Origin of the sequence: Flavobacterium sp. J49, from assembly GCF_011742145.1 — a bacterium.
GTDB lineage: Bacteria > Bacteroidota > Bacteroidia > Flavobacteriales > Flavobacteriaceae > Flavobacterium.
The window spans coordinates 19,938-43,518 of sequence record NZ_JAAQQU010000104.1; the positions used below are offsets into that span (position 1 = coordinate 19,938).

The window sequence follows — 23,581 nt, forward strand, 5'->3', positions numbered from 1 at the left end:
TGAGTACCGGTTACATCGTACTGACATGAAACTGGATTCCAAGTAGCAGTTTGATAACACAATACTTGTGGAGCTTCCGGTTGAGTACCGGTTACGTCGTACTGACATGAAACTGGATTCCAAGTAGCAGTTTGATAACACAATACTTGTGGAGCTTCCGGTTGAGTACCGGTTACATCGTACTGACATGAAACTGGATTCCAAGTAGCAGTTTGATAACACAATACTTGTGGAGCTTCCGGTTGAGTACCGGTTATATCGTACTGACATGAAACTGGATTCCAAGTAGCAGTTTGGTAACACAATACTTGTGGAGCTTCCGGTTGAGTACCGGTTACGTCGTACTGACATGAAACTGGATTCCAAGTAGCAGTTTGGTAACACAATACTTGAGGTGGCGATGGCAAGTAAAATCCGGCATCAACATAAGTTATATTTTGACCTACAGCCAAAACAATATTGGAAACCACCCCTCCAACTGCATCGCTATTGTTTACAGTTGAAATTGGAGTTGAAGCTGGAGAACTTAAATAACAATTTGGTGTTGAAAAAGTAACAGTATATGTTCCAGCTATTAAGCCAGAAAATAGATAATTTCCATTTGCATTTGTGGTAGTTGTTGCAATAACAACATTTGAACTGTTTAAAAGTTGCACTGTAACTCCGGCAATTCCGGTCTCTCCCGAATCCTGAATTCCATTAGCATTAGTATCATTCCAAACAAAGTTTCCGATACTACCTAAATTTTGAATACAAGATGGGCCACATATCTGAACAGACGAAGAACTCGTTCCGTATTTTGAAATGAAAGTATTTAATTGAGGCAAATAATTTCCATTTACCACAAAATAATAATTTTTAGTAACGTTATTGTTGATACCTTCATCAAATTTAATCCCTATCGCCCCTGTCGTTGGATCAGGATTTACAATAGTAGCAACATTGTTTTGTGAAAGTGAATAGGTCCCATTGTTTAGAGACCAGGTTCCGGCAGCCAAACTTCCGTTGTTTGAAACTACATTCAAACAATTGAGTCCTAAGCCAAAAACAGTGTGACTAATCCCGTTTCCGGAAGTAGCCCCTTTAACCGAATAAAGCCATGTAGATTGACCTACTTGAGGGTAATTGTAAAGAACGCCTTTAAATTGAATGGTTTGCCCGTTAACGATTGGAATTATATTCCCTGTACAAGGCGGATCCTGTATTACAGCTGTTTGCGCCACAGAATTAGAGGCAAACAACAGCAATTGGAAGACTAAAAATAACAGCACGGATTTGGTTTTAAATCCTTGCCATCGGCTCGTAATTTTGCTCATAGTATTTGAAAAAATTAAACAATAAATTAAAAAGTGTAGCTGAATTAATAGCTTGGGACTATTTTAAATCTTCAAATACAACAATATCAAAAAAAGATAATATTGAATTTGAAAAGACAAAGTAAACTCGAACATTTTTGTTAAAAAAAAATAACTTTTCCTATTCTGACGAGTCGCGAAAAAAAAACGTTGAAATGCATTTCATCTTGAAAAGATAATTTTTTTTAAAGGTAAAATACTTACATTAATTTCAATGATTACAAGTGGTTTATTGAGAAAAATCATCAACAGAGAGTTGTTTGTATTACTTCAAAAGAGGTTTATCAGTAATTATAAATAAAAAGAGACCAATTAATATTGATCTCTTTCCATACTAAAAAATTTCTAAGTGTGTATTAATTGATAGGTAATATTACGGTATCAATTACATGTATAATTCCGTTTGACGCAGAAATATTGGCGGCTGTTATATTAGCGGTATTCCCTATTGCATTGATAGATCCTGTTGGAGTTACCGAAAAAGAACTTCCCAAAAGGGTCGTTATTTCACGTGTTCCTCTTTTTGGCACTACACTATTCGCAGCACGTCTGCCTTCCGTTACATGATACAATAAAACATCACGAACTAGTGGAGCCGGAAGGTCTGTAATGCCATCCACATTTAGAGCTGCATATAAATTTTGGAACGCTTGATCAGTTGGCGCAAATACCGTGTATTGGTCTGTTCCGTTGGCAAAAAGGTTGACAAGCTCAGTATCAAGTTCTGTATCCACGTAAACTAAGGCGGAAACCAACTCATTAAACCCGGCACCAACAGCTATACCGGCAATAGAAGTTTGACCCGGAGCCGGAGCACGATTCAATGCATCAAGAGTTTCTTTGATAGTGAGCTTTGAAGCCGTTGAGTTATCAACATTACTCTCCTCCGGAGAACAAGATGTAAAACCAAAAGAAATAAAAGCTGCCAATGCTAATGCTTTTAAAGTTGTAACTAATTTGAAGTTTTTGTTTTTCATAGTGAATAGTTTTAATGTTATTATTGAAATTGTTGTTTTCAAAAAAATATTGACCAATTAAAAATTGGCTTTAAAACTAGTAGGAAGAGAGAGGGGACAAAAAACAAATTTTTGTTTAATTATTTCTCCTCAAAGTTAAACAAAATATTTACACCAAGACAACTTTAGCATTAGTTTAACAATCGTTTGAATAAGTAAAAATGAATATTACAGCCTAACTATTAGGCATTTAAGAGAACGACACCTTTTTTGAATAAGTTTAAGTATTAACTAAAGAGAAAAATAGTCTAATAATCAAAATACCAATTGAAAATATCGCATCTCAAGCCAATGGAGAACCAAGTAGTACTTTCTTTTACTGCCAAAGCAGTTTCGGTGGCCGGAGTAAAGTTTCTATAGATTAAACTGCCGTACAATTTCATATTCGAAACCGGATTAATCAAATAACCCGCTTGTAAATCTGCGATGAAAACATTGGTTTTGTTTCCTTGACCAATAACCACTCCGGTGTCATAAGGTCTTTCTAAATCATAGTCTCTGTAAATGTCGCTACCATAATTGAAAGTATCTGTAGCGTTGTTAAAATCCAAACCGCGAGTACCAACTGTCAATTTAGCATCGGCAAAATAGCGTCCGTTGTGGTATCGGGCAATCGCAATCAATTCCCTGAAATTTCCTCCCCATTGGTGGCCCAAACTTTGGTTATTGTGTCCGTAATTGGTTATCGCTTCACTGTGGGCATACACATAAGGGCGAACGACATTGTATTCCGCCTGAACTAAAAGGTTTTTAATGTTGAAGGCATTGAAATATTTGGTGCCCAATTGGTAACCGAATTTATTTTTCCAACTCTTGTCTCCGGCTTTGATATCACTCAAAGAGAATTCATCCAACAAGAACTGTCCGTAAAACTGGATTTGGTTGTTCCATTTTAGTTTAGAGGTTAATCCCAACAAAGCATTCCCACTTCGAGCCGAAGAAGCAAACTCCACCGAACGATAAAAAATAATCGGATTCACAAAACTCATGTCAAAACCACGGTTATTCTTATTGGTCCAAACCACGGATTCAAACAAGCCGATGTTCCATCTTTTGGTCACATTCAAACTCAAATAATGGCTGGCCGCAAACTTGGTGGCATAAGTTCGGTCTAAGGTAACATCCGGACGAACGTCTTTTAGCCAAGTGTAAATGTTGGTGTATTTTATTTTCCAAAAAGAAGTGTTCAACTTAAAATAAGGATAAGGGCTCGCTCCATCACCGAGTAGCAATGAACGATAACCATCTCCAATAAAATTACGGCCGTAACCCAAATTCATATTGATGAACTTGCTTGGTGTATAAGCCAAATTGGCTTCCGCCAAAGGAAAATCATACGCATCAGATTTGAAGCTTTTTGCGATACCGATTCCGGGAATAATCGCCGGATTTCCTCCAGCCGGTGCAAGCGATTCAGCATAACGGTTGAAATAATCGGCAAAACGTCCTTGGCTTTCATAAACCGTTGTGGTAAAATTGATTTCCTTCCCCAAACCGCCATTAAACTGAATTCCACGCGTATTGACATAAGTATAACTGGCTTCACTCGGGTCACTTTTTCCAAATTGCAAATCTAAAATCGGGTTTAAGGTAAACCAATAATCTTCGCCTTGGATTTGGACCAAATTTTCGTTCCAAAACTTTTTGCCCCACCAACTTTGTTTGTTCTTGGCTAATTTTTGATTTTCGGCAGCCAAATCATAGTATTTGGAAACATCCGTATAGGAATAAGGTTTGGAAGCGGTATGATTATTGGCTCCAACTTGATTCATTTCATCATCAAACTGTGCATAATAACTATGCGAAAAAGGAATGTTCAAGTGACTTTGAAACTGTGGATTGTCAAATTTCTTATACTTGATACTGTCCAATTCGGTTAAAAACTTATCATTGGGTTTGTATACCGGTGATGTTTTCTCGAGTGCTTTTTCAGCCTCTTTTTGCGCTTGCATTTCGGCCACACTTTGTAAAGGAATGGCAATTTTAATGGTGTATTTGGCATAAGTCGGATTGCCGTTATAAGTGGCCGGACTAATTTTTGGCATTTTTCCAAAAACCCTTTTGCTTTCAGTTACCAAAGTTTCATCGACGGCATCTACATAAATTACTTTGAAGTTACCTTGGTCGGTGACTTCAAAAAGAACAATGACATTTCCTTTGAAATTACCTTGTTTTAAGGCATCGGGCACTTTGAAATTGTTGAATACAAAAGTTTGCACTTCATTGTAAAAACAAGTCTCTAAAGCTGAAAACTCCTGGCCTTCACAAGCCGGAAATACCGGAAATCGTTCGGTGTTTTTTTGCCTTACTTGGGCGTTGGAAACTAAGGTAAACAAGAACAAAAAGGAAATTATATTTTTCATCTTAATGGAATAATAGTATTAATAATTACCCGAAGCGGTTTCGCCATGAGCAATAGTTTTGGCCGCAGAAGTACCTATTCTTTTCACACCTAAGCGAATCATTTCTTCAGCCTCTTCGTAAGTACGAACTCCTCCCGCTGCTTTAACCGGTAAAGGCGATGCATTTTCGAGCATCATGATTACAGCGGGAAAAGTAGCACCGTTAGGTAAATTATTCTCTGTCTTGTAAAAACCGGTAGAGGATTTCACAAAAACATTCGGATAACAATCTTCTTTGAAATTGGCAATGACCACATTTTTTATCAAAGCCGAAATTTGAATAATCTGGGCATCGGTCAAGGCAGCCACTTCAATAATCCATTTGGCTACTTTATGGTACTCGAATGCCAGTTTGGTCCCTTGAAGCACTTCCGTTTTAACCAATTCGGCTTCCCCTTTTTTGAAGGCCTCGTAATTGCAAACATAATCAAGTTCGTCTACGCCATCTTCAATGGCTTGTCGGGCTTCGGCTAGTTTTTCTTCTAACGAATTGGTTCCTTCGGGAAAAGAAATCACGGTTCCGATAAGCAGTTTTGATTTGGCTTTGACAATCATTGATTTTGCCATTTTGACTTTATCAGGTCTAATCATGATTAATTTGAAACCTTCGTCGATGGCTTCTTGAATGAACCCTTGAACAATGGTGTCATTTTCGGTTTCAGACAAACCGGCTTGGACCGAAGTTTTCAAATAGGTAGAATCGAGGTACTGTTTTATATTCATGCCATAAAAGTAAAAAAAAATCCGTCTCATTCTTAAAAACGGGACGGGCTTTTAGGGTAATCTGACCAGAGGACCAGATTTATATTTTCTTTCTTTTATTTAGGAAAACTAAAACCAAGAAAGCGGTCATGGCTCCGATAAAATTAGCCAACACATCCAGCGGATCGGCTTGCCTTGTTTGAGTACAAGTTTCCTGTAAAAATTCGATTAAAATGCCGTAAAAAATCGAAACCACCACTATGGCAGCTAGTTTTTTATAGGTAAGCGAGTGTTGCTTGAGCCAAGCATAATATCCCCAAAGCATTGTAAAAACAAAATGAAAGATAAAATGGCCATACTTGTCAAAACCCGAAACTTTAATCTTAGGCAAATCTCCAAATTTGACCAAGCACAAAACGGCAATTAAAAAAGTCCAGCCGATGGCCAGACTTAGTATTGTTTTTTTAAGCACCGATTAAGGCTTTATAGTCTTCACTGGAGAGTAATTCATCAACTTCAGAACTATTGGCAATTTTTACTTTAATCATCCAACCTTTTCCATAAGGATCAGAGTTTACATGCTCCGGGTTTACTTCCAGGTCTTCATTGAATTCTGTAATTTCTCCCGAAAGCGGCAAGAACAAATCAGAAACAGTCTTAACAGCTTCTACGGTTCCGAACACTTCATCCTTGTCTAGTGTTTGATCCAAAGTTTCCACTTCAACATAAACGATATCACCTAATTCTTTTTGCGCGAAATCGGTAATTCCTACGGTAGCTACGTCGCCATCAATCAAAACCCATTCGTGGTCTTTGGTATACTTTAAATTGCTTGGTATATTCATTAGTTAGTTTGTTTTATTCCGATGCGCTCCGTATAGTTCGGCAACGTCCCGGGTTTGTGTTGTATTTAAATTTTCCTCAAAAGTATAATTTCTATACAGATTATTAAAATCTTTAGCTCAAAACTTTATTAATTTCCAAAATTATAACGCATCGTAAATCCGGTTCTGATGTTGGTCAGCGGGAACGAAGTTGAAATCACCGGTTTAGAGAACGAGTGGTCATAGAAGAAAATGGCTGTTAGGTTTTTGCTAAACGAATAATCTGCCGTTAACTTGGCTGACCAAATGTTTTGTCCACCGCCCAATTGGTTGTTGTCATAATCTAAGTAACGCACAATGGTTTTGTTGTTTCTATATGAGAAATCAATCTTAACATTGATGTCACTTTTGATGATACCGGTTGGATCATCGGCCAATTGAGAGGAGAAAATCACATCTTTGAATCGGTAACCCAAACCAAGGATGTATTCATGTCCTTGTACTTCCGTCAACAAATTATTATCAAAACTCATGGATAAACTTCTGTCTTTTTTCATTTCGGCCAGGATTTTGAATGAGTTTTTCATTTCAAAATCAAGTCTTACCAACGGGTTGAATTGCTCCACCAAGTTGATATTGGCAATAATCATTTTGTTATAGAAGTTACCGATTCCGCCATTATCTTGGCCGTTATTGGTGGCACTGTAATCAAAATTGGAACGGAAAGAGTTTATCGTATAAGAAGCTCTGTAAGCATGTTGAATGGAGAAACGCTTGAAAGTATCTTTGAAGAACTTGTAACGCATCAATCCACTGTATTTGACATTCCAGTTTGGAATTGGGATATTTCGGAAAGCCCCTAAAGAAACTCCATCGGCTGAAGCACCGGTATAAGCCGCTAAAAACGCAGGTACTAAAACCGCTTGGTTGTTTTTTCCGAAACCAATCGGATAACCTTCATTGGCAATATAGAAATTATAATCAGGACTTGATGGATTCGGGATTACGTTAGGCGCTACACCATATCTTGGAATATTTCCACCTCCATAATACTGTTCCGCTAATCTATTGGCAATAGTCAATCGATTATCTCTGAAATCATCAAACGTAGCCGAACCATTTTCATCGCTTTTGCTAAATGATGTAGCTATCAAAACCGTTGAAATAGAGAAGTTTCCAAAACTATAGGGTGAACGCGGATTGTATAATCCGGTATCCGGGTCAACATCGTATTGTTCCGAGAAGTTTTCGGCATAAGTTCTGTTGGCCGTTAAATCAATTTTAAAATCCGGGAACAAATCGACATTGGCCGTCATTTCCAATGTTTTGGTAATTACTTGAGTGTAATTTTGATTAAATTCAGGATAAGTAGTTAACCAACCTCTTTTGGCAGCTTCAAAACGAATATCATCTTGTGCTCCAAACACGAATCCTAAACTAGGCTTAGCCGAACCAAAGAATCCTAAACTAGGCAAGAATCCCGGTAGCATGGTTCCTTCATTTCGGGTGTAGTTAATTTGAACATTTTTGACACTGGTCAGTACGCCTTTCAATCCATTCAAAAATACATTGGTATTGCCTGCAGGTTGTGCTTTGGTATTGGTGATTTTCTCTCCAGGTTTTGGTAAGGCCGTTGGTCTTGATGGTGCTGTCGGCGGTTTTTTACCCAATCCAATGTACTTATAGAAAGTCTCCATATTGAAAGCAGTATTCAATCGGTGAGAACCTGAATTTTGAATTGTATTTCCTAAGTTATAATCTACACCGTTTAAAGTTACTGAGGACAATGCCAAAGAAGAACGTTGCCAACTGTAATCACCGGTATAAGAATAAGTCGATTTTACAAAGGACAAGAAAGGCAATTTATTGACAGGTAAATCATAATTCACCACGATTTGTTGGTTGTGTTGGTTAGGCGTTCCGATGTTCCAAAAGTCTGTCCAAATGGTATAACTGTTATCCGGCACATTGTCTTCATTTAAATAAGAGCGAACAATATTATGTGATGCTGCCGTGAAGTTTACTTTTAATGCTTTAGTAATGTTGTAGTTGAAACCATATTGGTAATTAAACATATAGTTTCGTCTGAATAAAGGATCCAATGGTATTCCATCAACATCAACTTGTCTGAACTGTTGTCTGTTGTACTGTCTGATAATATTCGAACTGAATGAAATACTGGCCGGAAGGTAATTGAAGTTAAAATCACTCAACATTTTCCAATACTCGCTTTTTTTCAAAAACTTACTTTTCTTAAAAGGCTCTATGGCTTTTGGTTTGAAAGCATAGGTATAATCAACCGACGTGCTTACTTGCTGATCGATATAATTTTCAATTTCATAATTGTGCTTTTCAACTTCATTATATGAATAAGAAAGAGTCAAATTCTCCGGATCATAAATGCGTTGCTTTTGCTCAGGAGCGCGTTCTTTTTTAACGCCTATAAAGTTGATGCTTGTTCTTTTCGTATAATCTATAGCGCGGTCTCTGATGTTTTCTCTTTCAGCAGCATCCGCGGTGTTGTTTATCAATTGTTCTAATCGGATGTCTTGGTTAAATGGATCGTATTCCGGAGTAATTGTTTCTTCGCCAACAGCATAATTGAAAGGCAAATTGATGCCCCATTTTTTAGGTAATAATTTACCCAAACTAAAATTGGTCACAATATTATATTGTTGAACATCTTCTCTGCTTCTTTCGTTTGGTCCTTCTTCAAGAGCACCGAAACCAATAGTACTCATTCTTCCGGTGGCCGAAATTGTCGCAAAATCAGCCATGTTGGAATCGATATTTAAAACCGCTGCCATACCGCCTTTGTTGCTCATGTCGGCGATGCGCAATTCGTTGAACCAAACTTCACCTCTAACCCTGTCAGTGTGATTATTTTTGATTCCAACCATTAAGGTTCTAACCAAACCAAAGTTTGGATTTCCTTTGATTCCTAATTTTAAGGTTTCATCACCATCACCATCGGTGGTATTATCATCCGGATAGTAAACTCCGTCAGCTGAAGGTGGCAAAGAAGTAAAGTCAAAACTCAACGCCTGCACTTTCATTCTGGTCAATAAAGACATGGCCAAATTGATTTCATTTTCTTCTGGCCAAATTAATTCGGGATCTGCTGAACCGACACTAGGAACTGTCACTTTCAAAGGAATCTCAACTTGGTAAAAGTTATTGGTAAAGTCATTTCCAAAACGGACAAAAGCAACCATTTGGTCATCTTGAAGCGGTGATGCATCTGTAGGCAAAGCTTCTGCGTGTAAAAACATTTTTAATTTGTTGAACTGACGCATATCGATTTGGACATTTTTAAATACGGCTCTTGAATCACCAACTTCCAATCCGTCACCTGAAGCTCTTAAAGATAAAGATTGCTCATTTTGGCTGATGACTTGATTGTTATTGTTGACTTCTTCTCGCACAACTCCCGGAGGCAATACATACGGAATTGGAAGTCTTTGTGCATTTTCCTGAATGTTCACTGCCAATACGTCAAAGTTGGTATCATCATCCGTCGGATCACTATCGGTGGGTTGGAATGATTGATCGTATCTTCTCCATTCGCCACGAACCAAATCCAAAGCCCCGAAACGAAGGGTAACCGGTTCTGTAAATCCGGTCATGAACATTCTCATGAAACGGATAGAACGGAAATCAGAAATACTCCCAACAGTAGTGGTAGGTTGCGATACCGGAATTTTAAATTGGTACCAGCGAGCATTGGTTGTTGTTCCATTAGGCAAGTCGGGTATTTCGGTTTCTCTTACATCAGTAATATAATTTTGACCTACAACCATGTTCGGTTGGATATCGATTTTATACTCATAATAAGCATCTACCGTATTCATGGTATTGTCGCGGTTAATGTCTTCAACATCCGGAATAGTGGTTGAACCTCTGTTGGCATCAGAAACACTTACCGGTGAATTGCCTTCCAAACCATTATAGTCTCTGTAACGTTCTTGAACACTGGTTCCCGGAGCGCTTAAAAAGTACTGATAATTATCCGCTGCGGGATCCGGCAAAGCCGCATAGCCACCAATATTTTGTAGGTTTCTTTCAGCAGTATCATTGATACCGTCAAGACCAACATCTTGAGCAGCTCTATTGGCGCCGTCTACATCAAAAGCATAAATAAGTGATTGAGAAGAAGGAACTCTTCCCCAAACTGTCGGACTGGTCAATGCTGTAGAAGTTGGATTAGAAGGCAAACCGTTTTCATATTGTTTGCGCGCATCTTTCAATACATCTTCAGATATTTCCCCTAAGTTGAAATACAGTTGACCCACATTGGTATTACTCGGAACAGCCGTAGGGTTGGCAGGGTCATAATAAGGATCCATCACCCAAAACTGAATGTATTCTACATTGCTTTGTTCAAAGTTGGTTGAATTAATCGCGCGAGTGATCCCTCCAAAATTATTTTCCGGGTTTAAAAACCCTGACGGATTTAATGCTTCAGGATTATAATTATATGGTCCTCTTTCTTGTGGATAATAGGTTAAGTCTAGTGTATTGATTACCGTTGTTTGCCCTACGGTAAGTTCTTCATTAGGGAATAATTCTCTGTTGAAAATTCTACGGGTGCTGTTTAAAGAGATTCCGTCTTGACCTATATCTCCCGGCGTTTGTACATAAATTGTCGGGTCAATGGTGTACCAGTTTAATTTGGCTCTCTTGTATCCATAATTTAAATCAGCTGATGTTGATCCAAAATCGGGATAACTTACGCCGGATTGCCATTTCGGAACGCTGGACAATGACCATGACAAAGGCGAACGCATATCAATAGTGGTTTGTGAACCTTCAAAATCATCTACATAAACGGTCGACTCTCCTTGAAATTGATCGGCTTTTGGTGTATCCGGTTGTAAAAAGGCTATTTCGCCTCTTACCGATAAATTTGACGGCACATCAGTATCGACATTAGGTAATTTGTTGGCCAATCGGGTTAAAAAAGGAATCTCTGTCGAATAATTGGCATTGAAACCAAAAATACTATTGTTAACAGATTCTTGTCCGTAATTTGATTTTTGGGTAAATGGTCTTTCTGTCATTTTGATAAAAGTACCGCCAACCAAGAATTTATCCGAAAACTTATGTTCAACATTAATCCCCATAAACCTTCTGGTCTGTTGACCAAAAGTAGCATTGTTTTCAACGGAAACCTGAATCGGTGTATTTGAAGCTTGTAATGAAGGATCTAAAATCTGAACTCTACCTGCTTGATAATTCACACTGTAATCAATGCCTTCTTGTAAAACTCTTCCACCGGCAGTAACTACTACCGAACCTCTCGGTACGTTATAGGCTCCAATTGGAATCCCATCGCCGCCGGCCGATTTGAATCTTCCCTTAAGTTGGAATTTATTCTTAGCAGCATCTTGTAGTGCACCGGCTTGGGTACTGGAATACATGCTTCGGAAGACAAACTTTTGTTGGTTTCCATTATAAGTATTCTCATCGTAATAATCTTCTGCTGCTAATTTTAATTTATCAAAAATAAGTTTACCAAAAGGCTCTACAGTGGTGAAAATAATTCTACCATTTTGTTGGTCAACCGTTAAGCCCGGCATAAAATCAAAGAATCCGTCTCCTCCGGCTTGCGGGTCGTTGTTATAGTTGAGACGATCAATGTTAAAGACTTTAAGTAATGGTGTTTCTGCGACTAACAGATTAGGGTCGGTAGTCGTTGGAAAAGGAGTTCCGGTAACCGGTGTGATATAATTAATCGGCGAGGGATCTGTGTATAAAATATTCAATCTGAAATCTTCTTGTTCCAACTGAAAAGCGCCCGGGATTTGATAGATATTTTTCATCATCAAGTTCCAAATAGGCTTTTGAACATTGGTCAAGTTACTTTTTAACATTTTCAAAATCAAACTTTGTGAAGACACGGCTTGATTAGCAGGATCCGTTTCATTTACTATGGTCGCATCGACACCGTCTGTTCCGAACTCTCCCACTTGGTATACTTCATCCCCAATAGTATATTGGTAAGCTACCGCTAAAACCTCGTCATTCGCCAATCGCTGTTGAAGGGAAACATAACCCAATTGCGGGTGGAAAGTAAATTCGTTTGGTGCCAATTTTCTCGCGTTCTCTAACTTAGAATAATCTGTTCCTTCATCGGCGATAGATTCAGGCGTCGGCGGAAGTACAGAAGCATAGGTAAACCCTTCGGAAGAAGTAACAATATCACGGATATTTGTGTTAAGAATACCGCCTCCGGTTACAATCAATCCCGGATCGTACTTGTTGTTTTTATTGTCTGAAGGTGCGTCAACTGCAGTATTCAAAAAGAAGTTGTTGTTGTCAATCTCGTTTTGCTCAACTGCCACAATTTTATCATCGGTAAAACCGCTCAATCTGGATTCTCCTAAATCCTGAAGCGCAATAATATTTCTCAAGTTGTTGTTGGTCGTGCTTACTCGATTTTGTCTGTTAGTTACCCAAACTTCTATACGGGTTATTTGGACACGACTACTGATTAACGGGTAATTCTGAAGTGCCTCGTCGTATTTGTTTCTAAAATATTGGGACAAGAAAAAGTGTCGGTCGGAATCGTAATCTAATCCGAAGATTTCAAAATCTTGAATCGTTCCGCCGCCTTGTGCCATAACCGATTTGGTTTGTGATTTCTGCTCCGAAAAAACGCCGGTTACAGTGGTTTTACCAAATTGCAATTGGGCTTTGACCCCAAATAAACTTTGGGCGCCGCGAATTAAAGAGTTGGTCAACGGCATGCTTACGTTTCCGACTTCAATTTTTTGAATAATATCGTCTTCGGTTGGTGTGTATTCTAATTTGATAAGGTTTTGAAATGCAAAAGTCGACTCCGTGTCATAATTGGCATTCACATTCAAGCGGGTTCCTACTTTACCCATCAAACTCATGCTGATTCTTTGGTCAAAATCGAAAGTGGTTTGCGCTCTGTTTCTGGGTGAAAAAGCCGGATTGTCTTGTTTGGTGTAGCGTACACCCAAATCCATCTCTACGGAACCGGTTGGTTTTACGTCGATGGTATTTCCTCCGAAAATAGTTTCAAAAAATCCAGAATTGACATAATACCTCGGCAATAAATCTTTTTTGGCGGCTTCACTACCGTCTTTTTTACCGTCGATAGCATCTGATTTTTTCTTGAAATATTCGCGCATCGATTCGCGAAGTACTAATTCTTGGTATTCTTTTGGGGTTAAGATGAGCGGGTAATTGATATTAAAACCTTCAAAAGTACTGGTGTAAATATACCGATTGGTCACCGGGTCATATTTATAGGCGTTCACGATACTGTTGGGATTCTTAATTTCCATTCTTCCGGTAGCATATCCCGTGCTATCTTGAGGTGTTGTTGGCGTCGGAGTAACTTGAGAAAAGGCATTTGCTCCTATAAGCAAAATCATTCCCAAAAGGAATTTTTTCAAGTTAAAGAATGATTTCGTAGCGTATATTGTTTCCAAGAATTATAAATTTTTTAATGCTTGTTTTATTATTGTTTCCACAGTGGCTTCAGCGTTTTCTTTAATGATTTTATCCACCACTTTTTCGGCATTTTTCCTAACATAACCCAAGACCTCCAAAGCAGATAACGATTCTTCTCTGTTAATATTGTGTTGTGAGGCAGAAATTTCGTCTAAGTCATAGATTTTTAACACTTTTTCTTTCAAATCCAAGATTACCCTTTGGGCGGTTTTATTGCCGATTCCTTTGATAGATTGTATGGTTCCCACATCGCCGCTTCCTATGGCATGAATAATTTGTTTAGGATCTAAAGACGACAACATCGTACGAGCAATGCTGGCACCTATTCCTGAAACTGACAATAGTAACTTAAACAATTCTCTCTCTGATTTTTCGACAAAACCAAAAAGCGAATGAGCATCTTCTTTGATTTGAAGATAGGTAAATAACTTGATGAAATCTGTGCCGGGAAGTAAGGAAAATGTGTGCAAGGAAATATTAATATGATAGCCTACACCATTGCAGTCAATTACAACTTCGGTTGGTGTTTTTTCTACTAATTTCCCTTGAATATGTGCAATCATTTTAATTCAAATCTATTCCAAATATAGCAAAATTCTTCAACTGACATCATCTCTTTGCAATATCTGAACAATATTACAAAAACTATTTAGTTGTCATCTTTTTTCTCTTCTCTTTTTCCTGAGCATCAACTACCGAAACGGCGACCATATTGACCATTTCTTCGACGCTGGCACCCAATTGGAAAATGTGAACCGCCTTCTCCATTCCCAACATAATCGGCCCAACAGAATCCACTTTGTACAACTCTTTCAAAAGCTTGTAATTAATATTGGCAGCTTCCAAATTCGGGAAAATTAATGTGTTTACTTTTTTTCCGGCCAATTTTGAGAAAGGAAATTTATTTTTGAGCATTTCGGCATTCAAGGCAAAATCAGTTTGAATCTCTCCGTCTACCACTAAATCCGGATAATATTTATGCAAATAAGCCACTGCTTCTCTCACTTTTGTGGCACTTTCATGCGCAGACGAACCAAAGTTAGAAAACGAAACCATGGCAATTACCGGTTCCATCCCAAACATACGTACGGTTTTGGCGGTCATCAAAGCGATTTTGGCCAATTCATCCGCGGTTGGATTCGGGTTAATCGCCGTATCCGATAAAAACATGGGGCCACGATTGGTCATCATCATATTGGTGGTGGCAATCAAAGTGATTCCCGGTGCCTTTCCAATTAACTGCATCAAAGGCTTTACCGTTGACGGATAACTTCTCGAATAACCGGAAACCATCGCATCTGCATCTCCTTCATTCACCATCATCGCGGCAAAATAATTGCGTTCGCGCATCCATTTTTGGGCATCCAGCAACGAGATTCCTCTGCGTTGTCTTGACTTCCAATAAATTTCAGCATAGTTCATTCGGCGTTGGTCTTCCTCTTTGGTTTTGGGGTCAAAAATTGGCACGTCGGCATCAAAACCAAGTTCCTCTTTTAGTTCCAAAATCAATTCTTTATTTCCTAATAATATGGGATGAGCGATACCTTCTTCGTAAGCAATTTGTGCTGCTTTTAATACATCTAAATGATCGGCTTCCGCAAACACCACACGTTTTGGATCAGTCTTTGCCCGATTGGTCAACAAACGCACCATTTTATTATCGGAACCTAAACGCTCTAATAATTCTTCTTCATATTTGTCCCAATCCGTAATCGGATGCAATGCCACGCCCGAATTCATAGCCGCTTTGGCTACAGCCGGAGCGACTTGTGTAATCAATCTCGGGTCGAATGGTTTGGGAATGATATACTCTTTCCCAAAGTTCAAACGGGTTTCGCCATAAGCAATATTGACTTGCTCGGGTACGGGTTCTTTCGCCAATTCTGCCAAAGCATGCACCGCTGCCATTTTCATTTCTTCGTTGATTTTGGTTGCACGAACATCCAAAGCACCACGGAAAATATATGGAAAACCTAACACATTATTTACTTGATTAGGATGATCCGAACGTCCGGTAGCCATAATGATATCTTTCCTTGTTGCAACGGCCAAATCGTAATCAATCTCAGGAATAGGATTCGCCATGGCAAAAACAATCGGGTTTTTGGCCATCCCTAAAAGCATTTCCGGTGACATAATATTTCCTGCAGACAATCCTAAGAAAACATCAGCTCCTACTAATGCTTGTGTCAAAGTAGTTCCGGGTTTACCATGAGCATATCTTTTTTGCAAATCGGACAAATCCGTTCGTTCTGAAGACAGTACGCCGTCTTTATCGAACATGATGATATTTTCAGGTTTTACCCCTAATAAAATATATAAATTAGCACAGGCCAAAGCTGCAGATCCGGCACCGGAAACCACAATTTTTACTTCGGTCGTTTTCTTTTTGGCCAACTCTAAAGCGTTCAACAAAGCTGCTGATGAAATAATTGCTGTTCCGTGTTGATCATCGTGCATCACCGGAATATTCAACTCTTCCACCAAACGCCTTTCGATTTCAAATGACTCGGGCGCTTTGATATCTTCCAAATTAATCCCTCCAAAAGTGGGGGCAATATTTTTTACGGTTTCAATAAAAGCATCGACATCTTTGGTTCCGACTTCAATATCAAAAACATCAATTCCGGCAAAGATTTTAAAGAGCAATGCTTTACCTTCCATCACCGGTTTTGAAGCCTCGGGACCAATGTCGCCCAATCCTAAAACGGCTGTACCGTTACTGATAACGGCAACCAAATTTCCTTTGGCAGTATATTTATAAACATTATTGACATCTTTGGCAATTTCCAAACAAGGTTCCGCCACACCGGGAGAATAGGCCAGAGACAAATCTCTTTGGGTCGCATATTTTTTGGTGGGCACTACTTGAATCTTACCCGGCGTAGGTTTGGCGTGGTATAAAAGTGCTTCTCGTCGCTTGCTGTATTTGTTCATTTTCTTTATGGTTGAGAATTACAAAGGTAGAAGACTCAACTTAAAAAGGAAATTTTTAGGGCTTTCTTTTTGCACAAACTCATAAACAAAAAAGCCGCAATTTATCATTACAGCTTTTCCTCAATAAAACTAACTTAACTTCTGATTGGCACTTATTCTTGAATCAATGCTTTAATGTTGATATTATCGGGCAATCTGCCTACATTTTGGAGTTTGATAGCCGCTAACTTTTGAGCCACTGTCATGGTTGCTTCCAAACTTTTTTGATGCAATTGGGCGTATAAAAATCCGGTCCAAAACGCATCTCCGGCACCTGTAGTGTCTTTTACTTCTTCAATGGGAATGGCTTTTTGAAAAAACAATCCTTGATGAATATCCGAAACTACTACCCCGTTTTTTCCTTTGGTCAAACAAATCGTGGAAGCCCCTAAACTGTGAAAATAATCGAAAATATATTCTTCCGATTTTACGGCCGCGAAAAGTCGGTAACAATCGTCTTCGCTTAATTTTACTAACGGATCATTGGCCAAATACTCTTTGAGTACCACTTTTGCTTCTTCTCTGTCGGGCCAAATGCGCTCAGAAAAATTGATATCGATACTGAGTTGCAATCCCAATGCTTTGGCTTTTTTGGCACGATTCAGAATAGTTTGTCTCGCCGGGTTTTTACTCAAAGCAAAACAAGTGGTGTGAAATATTTTAGCTTCGGCGATAACTTCATCGGGCAACTGGCTTTCAAAAATTTCACAATCGGCTTGACGATACGGGATAAAATCAGGCGTTTCGGTCGATTTTGAGACAAAAATCACTGAAGTCGGAACCGTTTCTGATTTTCCGATATGATTGGTATTAACGTGATTGGCTTTCAATTTTCGGATGACATAATCACCCAAACCATCTTGACCGCAAGAAGCCACGAGAACAGCATTCAATCCCAATCGCGAGGCATTAACCGCCACATTGGTTGGTGAACCGCCCAAAAAGCGATGATAATCTTTGGTTCTGTTGATAGAAGTATTGACCTCATGACCGATAAAATCAATCAAAACCTCTCCTATGCTTATGATGTCTATAGTTTTCAAATTAAACTAATATTTTAAAATTATGATGTAATGATTGGTGAACTAAAACCGTCGCAGCCGCACTCCAAGCACAGAGCGAAACACCATTAGGTTCCGTGGTTTGAGTATTGAAATTTTCATAAAATGAAAAGTCTTGTTTGGCATTAGCTTCATTTATTTTTTCTAAAATGATTGTTGCCTTTTTCTTTTCCCCTTTAGAGAAAAGTGCTAATCCATAAAAACCGTTAACCATGGGCCAACTACCTCCGTTGTGAAATTCGTACGGAAAATTTCTAAACTCATATTTGCAATTGTTTTTGAGCAGGTTCCAATGTTCATCGGTTTCAAAAACCGGTGGCCAAAAAGCCGGAAGTAATCCCAACTTGGTTTCCGAAGCTAAGGTATCAGCGTAATTTAAAATTTTATTCTGAAATGCTACCGAACCTATGTTTAACAATAAAACCAGCGAATTGGCAAAAGCATCAAATTGGTTTTTGTATCCCGATGGAGAGAACGAGCATGGCATAAAATCTTTAAACTCGACTTCATTATAAGCTCGTTCGTGGTATCGTTCTCCTTTGGTGTCAGGGGTAAAATTAATTTGAATTTGAGCCGTTACAGCTTTAATCTTTTCGGTTATGGCTTCGCTTTTTACAAAATAGTTGTAGCTTTTTAAGGCCCATATGCGCAACAATTGGTCGTATAAAACATAACCGTCGGTGATGTATTCATCGGCCCAATTTCCGGACAGCGGCACGTATAAAAGATGTTTACTGTTGAATTCCCAAGCATCTAATAATCCAAAACCCTTTTCAATTTCAGAATGGTATTGGGTTACAAAAGAAGCGTCGCATTTGTAATAGGCATATTGACAAACACCAATGATGAACCAAGTCACCGCATCAACTCTTCCGGCTAAGCCTCCGTAACTTACGGTACTTTCACCATCAACAACTAAAACATTAGAAGGAATAGTTCCGATAGGATGCTGGTTTTTGGCCAAGGTATCTAACGTACTTTTAAAAGTCGAGATCAATTGCTCATCGCCGGAAGCCAAAGCTGCCAAACCACAAATCACGCCGTCTCGGGCCCAAACTCTTTTGTAATTGGTCGTGTTTTCGGCACTGGCCAAAAAACCATTGGGCGAAGCCACTTCATGCAACAAATTAATAGCTTTATGGTATCCGATATTATTCACCTTGTACAATTTGGTTTTTATTTTTGACTGTAATAAAGAGGGTCAAAACACCCGCAATAATTAAAAATAATCCTGCCAATTTGATTACATTCATTGGATTATTACCAAGCCAATCGTAAACAAAATATTGCATGGTTAAGATTTGAATGGCCATTGGAATTACAATAAACATGTTGAAAATCCCCATATAAACGCCTGTTTTTTCTTTGGGAATCGAGCCGGCAAGCAATTGATATGGCATCGCCATAGTGGACGCCCAGGAAATCCCCAATCCGAATGAATACAAGAAAATGGTCGTTACCGGAATGTTGTCGCCAAAAGGATTGTGCATGACAAACAACACATCGGTATTGTTGAGCAACGGAATAGACAACAATCCGATACCGCCTAAAGTTAAAGCCATAAAATGAACCCCTTTGGCTCCCATTTTCAAAGCCAGCGGCACCAATAAAAAAGCCACCATAAAACAGATGATATTGTACGTTCCGTTCAGACTTCCGGTGAGCAATTGAGCTTTGGAAAATTCTTCCGAAGCTTGGTCGGTTGTACCAAATAATGAAAGTGACAAGGAAGATGTGATGTATTGCCAATAACAAAACATGGCATACCAAGTAAAAAATTTTACCGGAATGAGTTGCTTCATCGTTAGTGGCATGGTTCTGAAGGCTTCTGTAATGTCCTTCCAAACCGTTTTAAAAATATTTTCTTTTTTCTTTTCTTGAATTACTGCCAATTCTTCTTCCGTTGGCGGGTATTCTTTTGTGGTCATCACCGACAACAATACGGAGGAAATGGACGCAAAAGCCCCGATAAAAAACGCCCAATAAGTATAGGTTGGAATACCGTTTTCCATTTTATCGGTGATGGCTAAGAAACCTAAAGAGACCAAAATAGCCGGCGTAAAATTGGCCAAAGTGATTCCGAAACCGGTAAAAAAACTTTGCATTAAGAACCCAAGCGACATTTGTTTGTCATTCAATTTATCGGCTACAAAGGCGCGATAAGGTTCCATTGCGACATTATTTGCGGCATCTAAAATCCAAAGCAAGCTGGCCGCCATAAAAAGCGTATTCGAATAAGGCATCAATAATAAAGCAATACTGGAAAGCAAAGCACCAATCAGGAAAAAAGGTTTTCTGCGTCCGAATTTGGGAGACCATGTTCCGTCACTTATCGCTCCGACTATAGGTTGAACTATCAATCCTGTAATTGGGCCGGCAAGCCATAGCATGGGTAAACTTCCTTCATCGGCACCCAAATATTTATAAATGGCGCTCATATTGCTTTGCTGCAAACCAAAACTGAATTGGATTCCGAAGAAACCAAAGTTCATGTTCCAAATTTGCCAAAAGCTCAGGGTTATTTTTTTGCTCATTGTTTAATTCAATTTCTTAAGGAATTCTTCAAAAGGAATATTGTTGGTAAAAATCACGCCTTGTTTATCAATTACCGGAATCGACAAATTATTGGTGCTGATGTTGGCGTTTTTAAGTTTGAATAACATTTCTTTTAACGCCTCCTGATTTTTATCAATATCGTAAAATACGAATTCAATTTGGTTTTCTTTGAGGTATTTTTTGGTGTCGGTACAATGATGGCATTCGTCACTACCATAAACAATCATTACCGTTTTTTCTGGTTTCACAATGGCTTTGGATTGACTCTCTTGTGCCGATAAACCATTGTTGAAAAAAAACATCAAAAAGAACAAAAGAGCGATTGACTTTTTCATTGGAACAACTTTTAAGAATCTACTAAAGGTAGAAATTCTTTGGTTAAAAATAATTCCCATACCATAAAACTATGGTATAGGAATTACTCAAATTAAACATGAAATAGGTTGCTTAGAACTTATAAGACAATGCCATAGAAAGTGATCTTCCCGGTAAAGGTCTTGCTCTAACGATATTAGTGGTATTGGCAGTGATGCTTCCTTCTTCGGCTTCTGTGATGGCCAAAGTGTTGAATAAGTTGTTTCCGGCGATGTTTAAAGATAAGCCTTTGGTGATGCCCACTTCAACAAATCCGTTTACGATAACAAATCCGTTCATCACCAACTCGTTGCTGTCTTGTGCATAAGCTTTGGTTTGACCGATGAAGCTTAACCCAAATGTATTATTTGATTTCCCGAATTTGTAAGTTGGGATGAAGTTGTACATCATTTTAGGTTGTCTTCTTGGTTCGTTACCATCATTCGCTCCCGAAGTAACTTCGGCTTTGGTATAAGTAAATCCACCGCGTAAGTTCAAATCATTGTTTACATTGTAAGAAGACTCTAACTCAAGACCCATCGAGCGGTAATCGTTTTCGATAATGCTGTTAGAAGTAGCTTCGAATCCACCTTCTTCTGTGGTTGTAGAGCTAAAGAATGTAGCATAAACATATCCTTTATCGAATTTTCTCTTGTATCCTAATTCCGCTTGCGCTAAATAATCCAAAGAGTTGATTTTGTCTCCGTCAAGATAATTCAAGCCGGAAAATAAGATACGATCTGCTTTAGCAGAAGCTCCTTTACTGTAACGAGCAAAAACAGACTGATTAGCATCGATTAAATAATTAGCCCCTAATGAATAAGATACATAATCGTAATCGTAATCAACAGCGGTAGTATTAGCGGTATTGATAGCCGATACGCTGGTCTCCGGTGCAGAAATTACGTTGTCGTTATTGATATCATAAACTGTTTGAGAAGAACCTGCGAAAGAACCATTTACTTGTCCCATATCAAAACGGATTCCTCCTTCTAAAGACAATTTATCGGTGGCTTCAAAAGATACGTTAGCGTAAGGCGCCGAAACATTGTATTGTGTGTCATAGTTTCTGGTACAACAGTTGCCCCAAGCAGGAACTCCGTAAGCGTATAATCCGTTAGTAGAAAGTAAATTTCCTCCGGCATCAGTTACATTGATTAATCTTGGATTGTTATCCGATACTTCTTGTAAGTACGAATTCCACAACCATGACATAGAGATATTCTGAATTGATTTGAAATAACCGGCTGTTACTCCAACTTTATCAAATTTTTTAGTGATTCTTAAATCGTTCATGAAGTTGTTGAAGTTGTTCAACTCCACATCAAACATGTGAATTCTCGACACTAACCCGTTCGGAGTGTTGAAAGCTGTTCCGTCGTTAGCATAAGTCAATGTTGAACCGGCACCGAATGAATTAGCAATCGTGGCTGCTGAAGCTACTTCAGCCGGGAATGGTGTAATGAATTGTCCGCTGTTTGAAGAGAATCGACCGTTGTTAGTCACTTTCCAACCATCGGCTAATTCAAAATTAACAGAAGCTCCTATGGTTTTAGAAACCGGATGCATACCGTCGGCTACATTGCCTCTTCTAACGTTTCCGTTTCCGTCTAAACCGACATTGTGCAATAAATAAGGTGATTGTTGTGTTCCTGAAGTAGCGTCGTATCCGCTGATGCTGCTCCAATTCGGACTGGCATTGCTACCGGTTACTTTGATTGGCATTGGCATGTAAGCCGCTGCTCTATCGTTTAAGAATTTAGCATATACTGTTACTGAACCGTTTTCGAATTCTTTAGTAACATTCATTTTGAATTGACCACCGTTGTTGGCTGTAAAGCCAGGGCTTCTAACACCTTCACCGGTTCTATAGAAACCACCGGCGTGGAAATATAGACCGTCTCCGATGCGAGCACCATATTCAATATCTGTTCTGAAATCATTATAGTCTAAACCAAAACTGGTTACCATGCTTCCACCTTCGGTTTTACCGGTTTTGCTGATAAAGTTGATGATACCACCCGGAGAGTTAGAAGACAAAGTAGAAGCTGAACCTCCGCGAATGGCTTCGATTTTGGCAATGTTTCTGTCAAATCTTGTGAAGATATCCGCTGTAGCGAAAGCGATATCACCGTATAACAATACCGGCAAACCGTCTTCTTGAATTTGCAAATACTTAGAACCACCGGAAGAAATAGGCACCCCACGAACAGAGATGTTGGCATTTCCTTCTCCACCGGAAGACTCAGAGCGAATCCCCGGAATGGTTCTGAAGATTTCAGCTGTTGATCTTGGCGCCGATTGTTCTACTTGTTTCACATCTAAAGTAGTGATGGAAACACTTGATTTGATTTTGGCTCTCGGATTAACCACACCGGTTACCACTACTTCTTCTAATGCTTTAGAATCGTCTTGTAGTTGGAAATCCATCGTAGTGCTTCCTTTTACATCAACAGTTTTCTTTTCAGTAGCTAAGCCAATGTAAGAAACCGTTACTGTAACAGAACCGTCTGTCAATCCGGAGAAAGAATACATTCCTTCGGCATTGGTTGACGCTGATTTGGAACCGGCACTTAATACCACGTTGGCGCCTACTACGGCTTCCCCTTTGGCATCAGTTACTTTTCCTGATAAGCTACTGCTTTGTGAAAAAGAGTAATTGCAGAGCATTAATGCTACTAAAAACAACATCTTCTTCAAAAATAAAGTACTTTTTTTCATCATTTGTAATTTGTTTGATTAGTAAATTTTGTTGGTTTATTTTTCGAAATTATATTTTTAATTAACAATTAATTATGAAATCATTATCGAAAACGTTTTCGAAAATACCGAAAACGTTTTCGATGTGAT

Annotated in this window: 14 protein-coding genes; all 14 read right to left on the reverse strand. The window is 38.8% G+C overall.

The annotated features are described in order from the left end of the window. The coding region (locus tag HA632_RS06685) for an SdrD B-like domain-containing protein (RefSeq protein ID WP_176306430.1) at positions 1-1,316 on the reverse strand (1,316 nt) is incomplete at its 3' end. 395 nt (positions 1,317-1,711) lie between these two features. After that, positions 1,712-2,332 carry a fasciclin domain-containing protein gene (locus HA632_RS06690; protein WP_176306431.1) on the reverse strand — a complete coding sequence of 207 codons (621 nt, stop codon included), beginning with the start codon at positions 2,330-2,332 and terminating at the stop codon, positions 1,712-1,714. Positions 2,333-2,619: 287 nt separating this feature from the next. Continuing rightward, positions 2,620-4,734, reverse strand: coding sequence for a gliding motility protein RemB (locus HA632_RS06695; RefSeq protein WP_176306432.1), 2,115 nt, complete (start codon positions 4,732-4,734; stop codon positions 2,620-2,622). A gap of 18 nt (positions 4,735-4,752) precedes the next feature. Beyond that, positions 4,753-5,496 carry a deoxyribose-phosphate aldolase gene (gene deoC / locus HA632_RS06700; protein WP_176306433.1) on the reverse strand — a complete coding sequence of 248 codons (744 nt, stop codon included), beginning with the start codon at positions 5,494-5,496 and terminating at the stop codon, positions 4,753-4,755. A 79-nt stretch (positions 5,497-5,575) separates the two neighbouring features. Beyond that, positions 5,576-5,866 carry a VanZ family protein gene (locus HA632_RS06705; protein ID WP_176306434.1) on the reverse strand — a complete coding sequence of 97 codons (291 nt, stop codon included), beginning with the start codon at positions 5,864-5,866 and terminating at the stop codon, positions 5,576-5,578. A 73-nt stretch (positions 5,867-5,939) separates the two neighbouring features. Continuing rightward, on the reverse strand, positions 5,940-6,320 hold the full coding sequence (gene gcvH / locus HA632_RS06710) for a glycine cleavage system protein GcvH (protein ID WP_176306435.1): 381 nt from the start codon (positions 6,318-6,320) through the stop codon (positions 5,940-5,942). Positions 6,321-6,448: 128 nt separating this feature from the next. Further along, on the reverse strand, positions 6,449-13,705 hold the full coding sequence (gene sprA / locus HA632_RS06715; RefSeq protein ID WP_176307155.1) for a cell surface protein SprA: 7,257 nt from the start codon (positions 13,703-13,705) through the stop codon (positions 6,449-6,451). Between the two features lie 60 nt (positions 13,706-13,765). Next, complete coding sequence (ruvA, locus tag HA632_RS06720; RefSeq protein ID WP_176306436.1) at positions 13,766-14,347, reverse strand: Holliday junction branch migration protein RuvA; 582 nt, start codon at positions 14,345-14,347, stop codon at positions 13,766-13,768. 82 nt (positions 14,348-14,429) lie between these two features. Continuing rightward, positions 14,430-16,721 carry an NADP-dependent malic enzyme gene (locus HA632_RS06725; RefSeq protein ID WP_176306437.1) on the reverse strand — a complete coding sequence of 764 codons (2,292 nt, stop codon included), beginning with the start codon at positions 16,719-16,721 and terminating at the stop codon, positions 14,430-14,432. 152 nt (positions 16,722-16,873) lie between these two features. After that, on the reverse strand, positions 16,874-17,803 hold the full coding sequence (locus HA632_RS06730) for a carbohydrate kinase family protein (RefSeq protein ID WP_176306438.1): 930 nt from the start codon (positions 17,801-17,803) through the stop codon (positions 16,874-16,876). Between the two features lies 1 nt (position 17,804). After that, complete coding sequence (locus tag HA632_RS06735) at positions 17,805-18,980, reverse strand: glycoside hydrolase 100 family protein (protein WP_176306439.1); 1,176 nt, start codon at positions 18,978-18,980, stop codon at positions 17,805-17,807. Then, positions 18,973-20,355, reverse strand: a complete 1,383-nt coding sequence (locus HA632_RS06740) for an MFS transporter (RefSeq protein WP_176306440.1) — start codon at positions 20,353-20,355, stop codon at positions 18,973-18,975. Before HA632_RS06740 ends, HA632_RS06735 begins: the two co-directional genes overlap by 8 nt. 3 nt (positions 20,356-20,358) lie before the next feature. Then, on the reverse strand, positions 20,359-20,712 hold the full coding sequence (locus HA632_RS06745; protein ID WP_176306441.1) for a glutaredoxin family protein: 354 nt from the start codon (positions 20,710-20,712) through the stop codon (positions 20,359-20,361). 112 nt (positions 20,713-20,824) lie between these two features. After that, positions 20,825-23,455: a TonB-dependent receptor gene (locus tag HA632_RS06750; protein ID WP_228778759.1), complete on the reverse strand. Its 2,631-nt coding sequence runs from the start codon at positions 23,453-23,455 to the stop codon at positions 20,825-20,827. Positions 23,456-23,581: the final 126 nt, after the last annotated feature.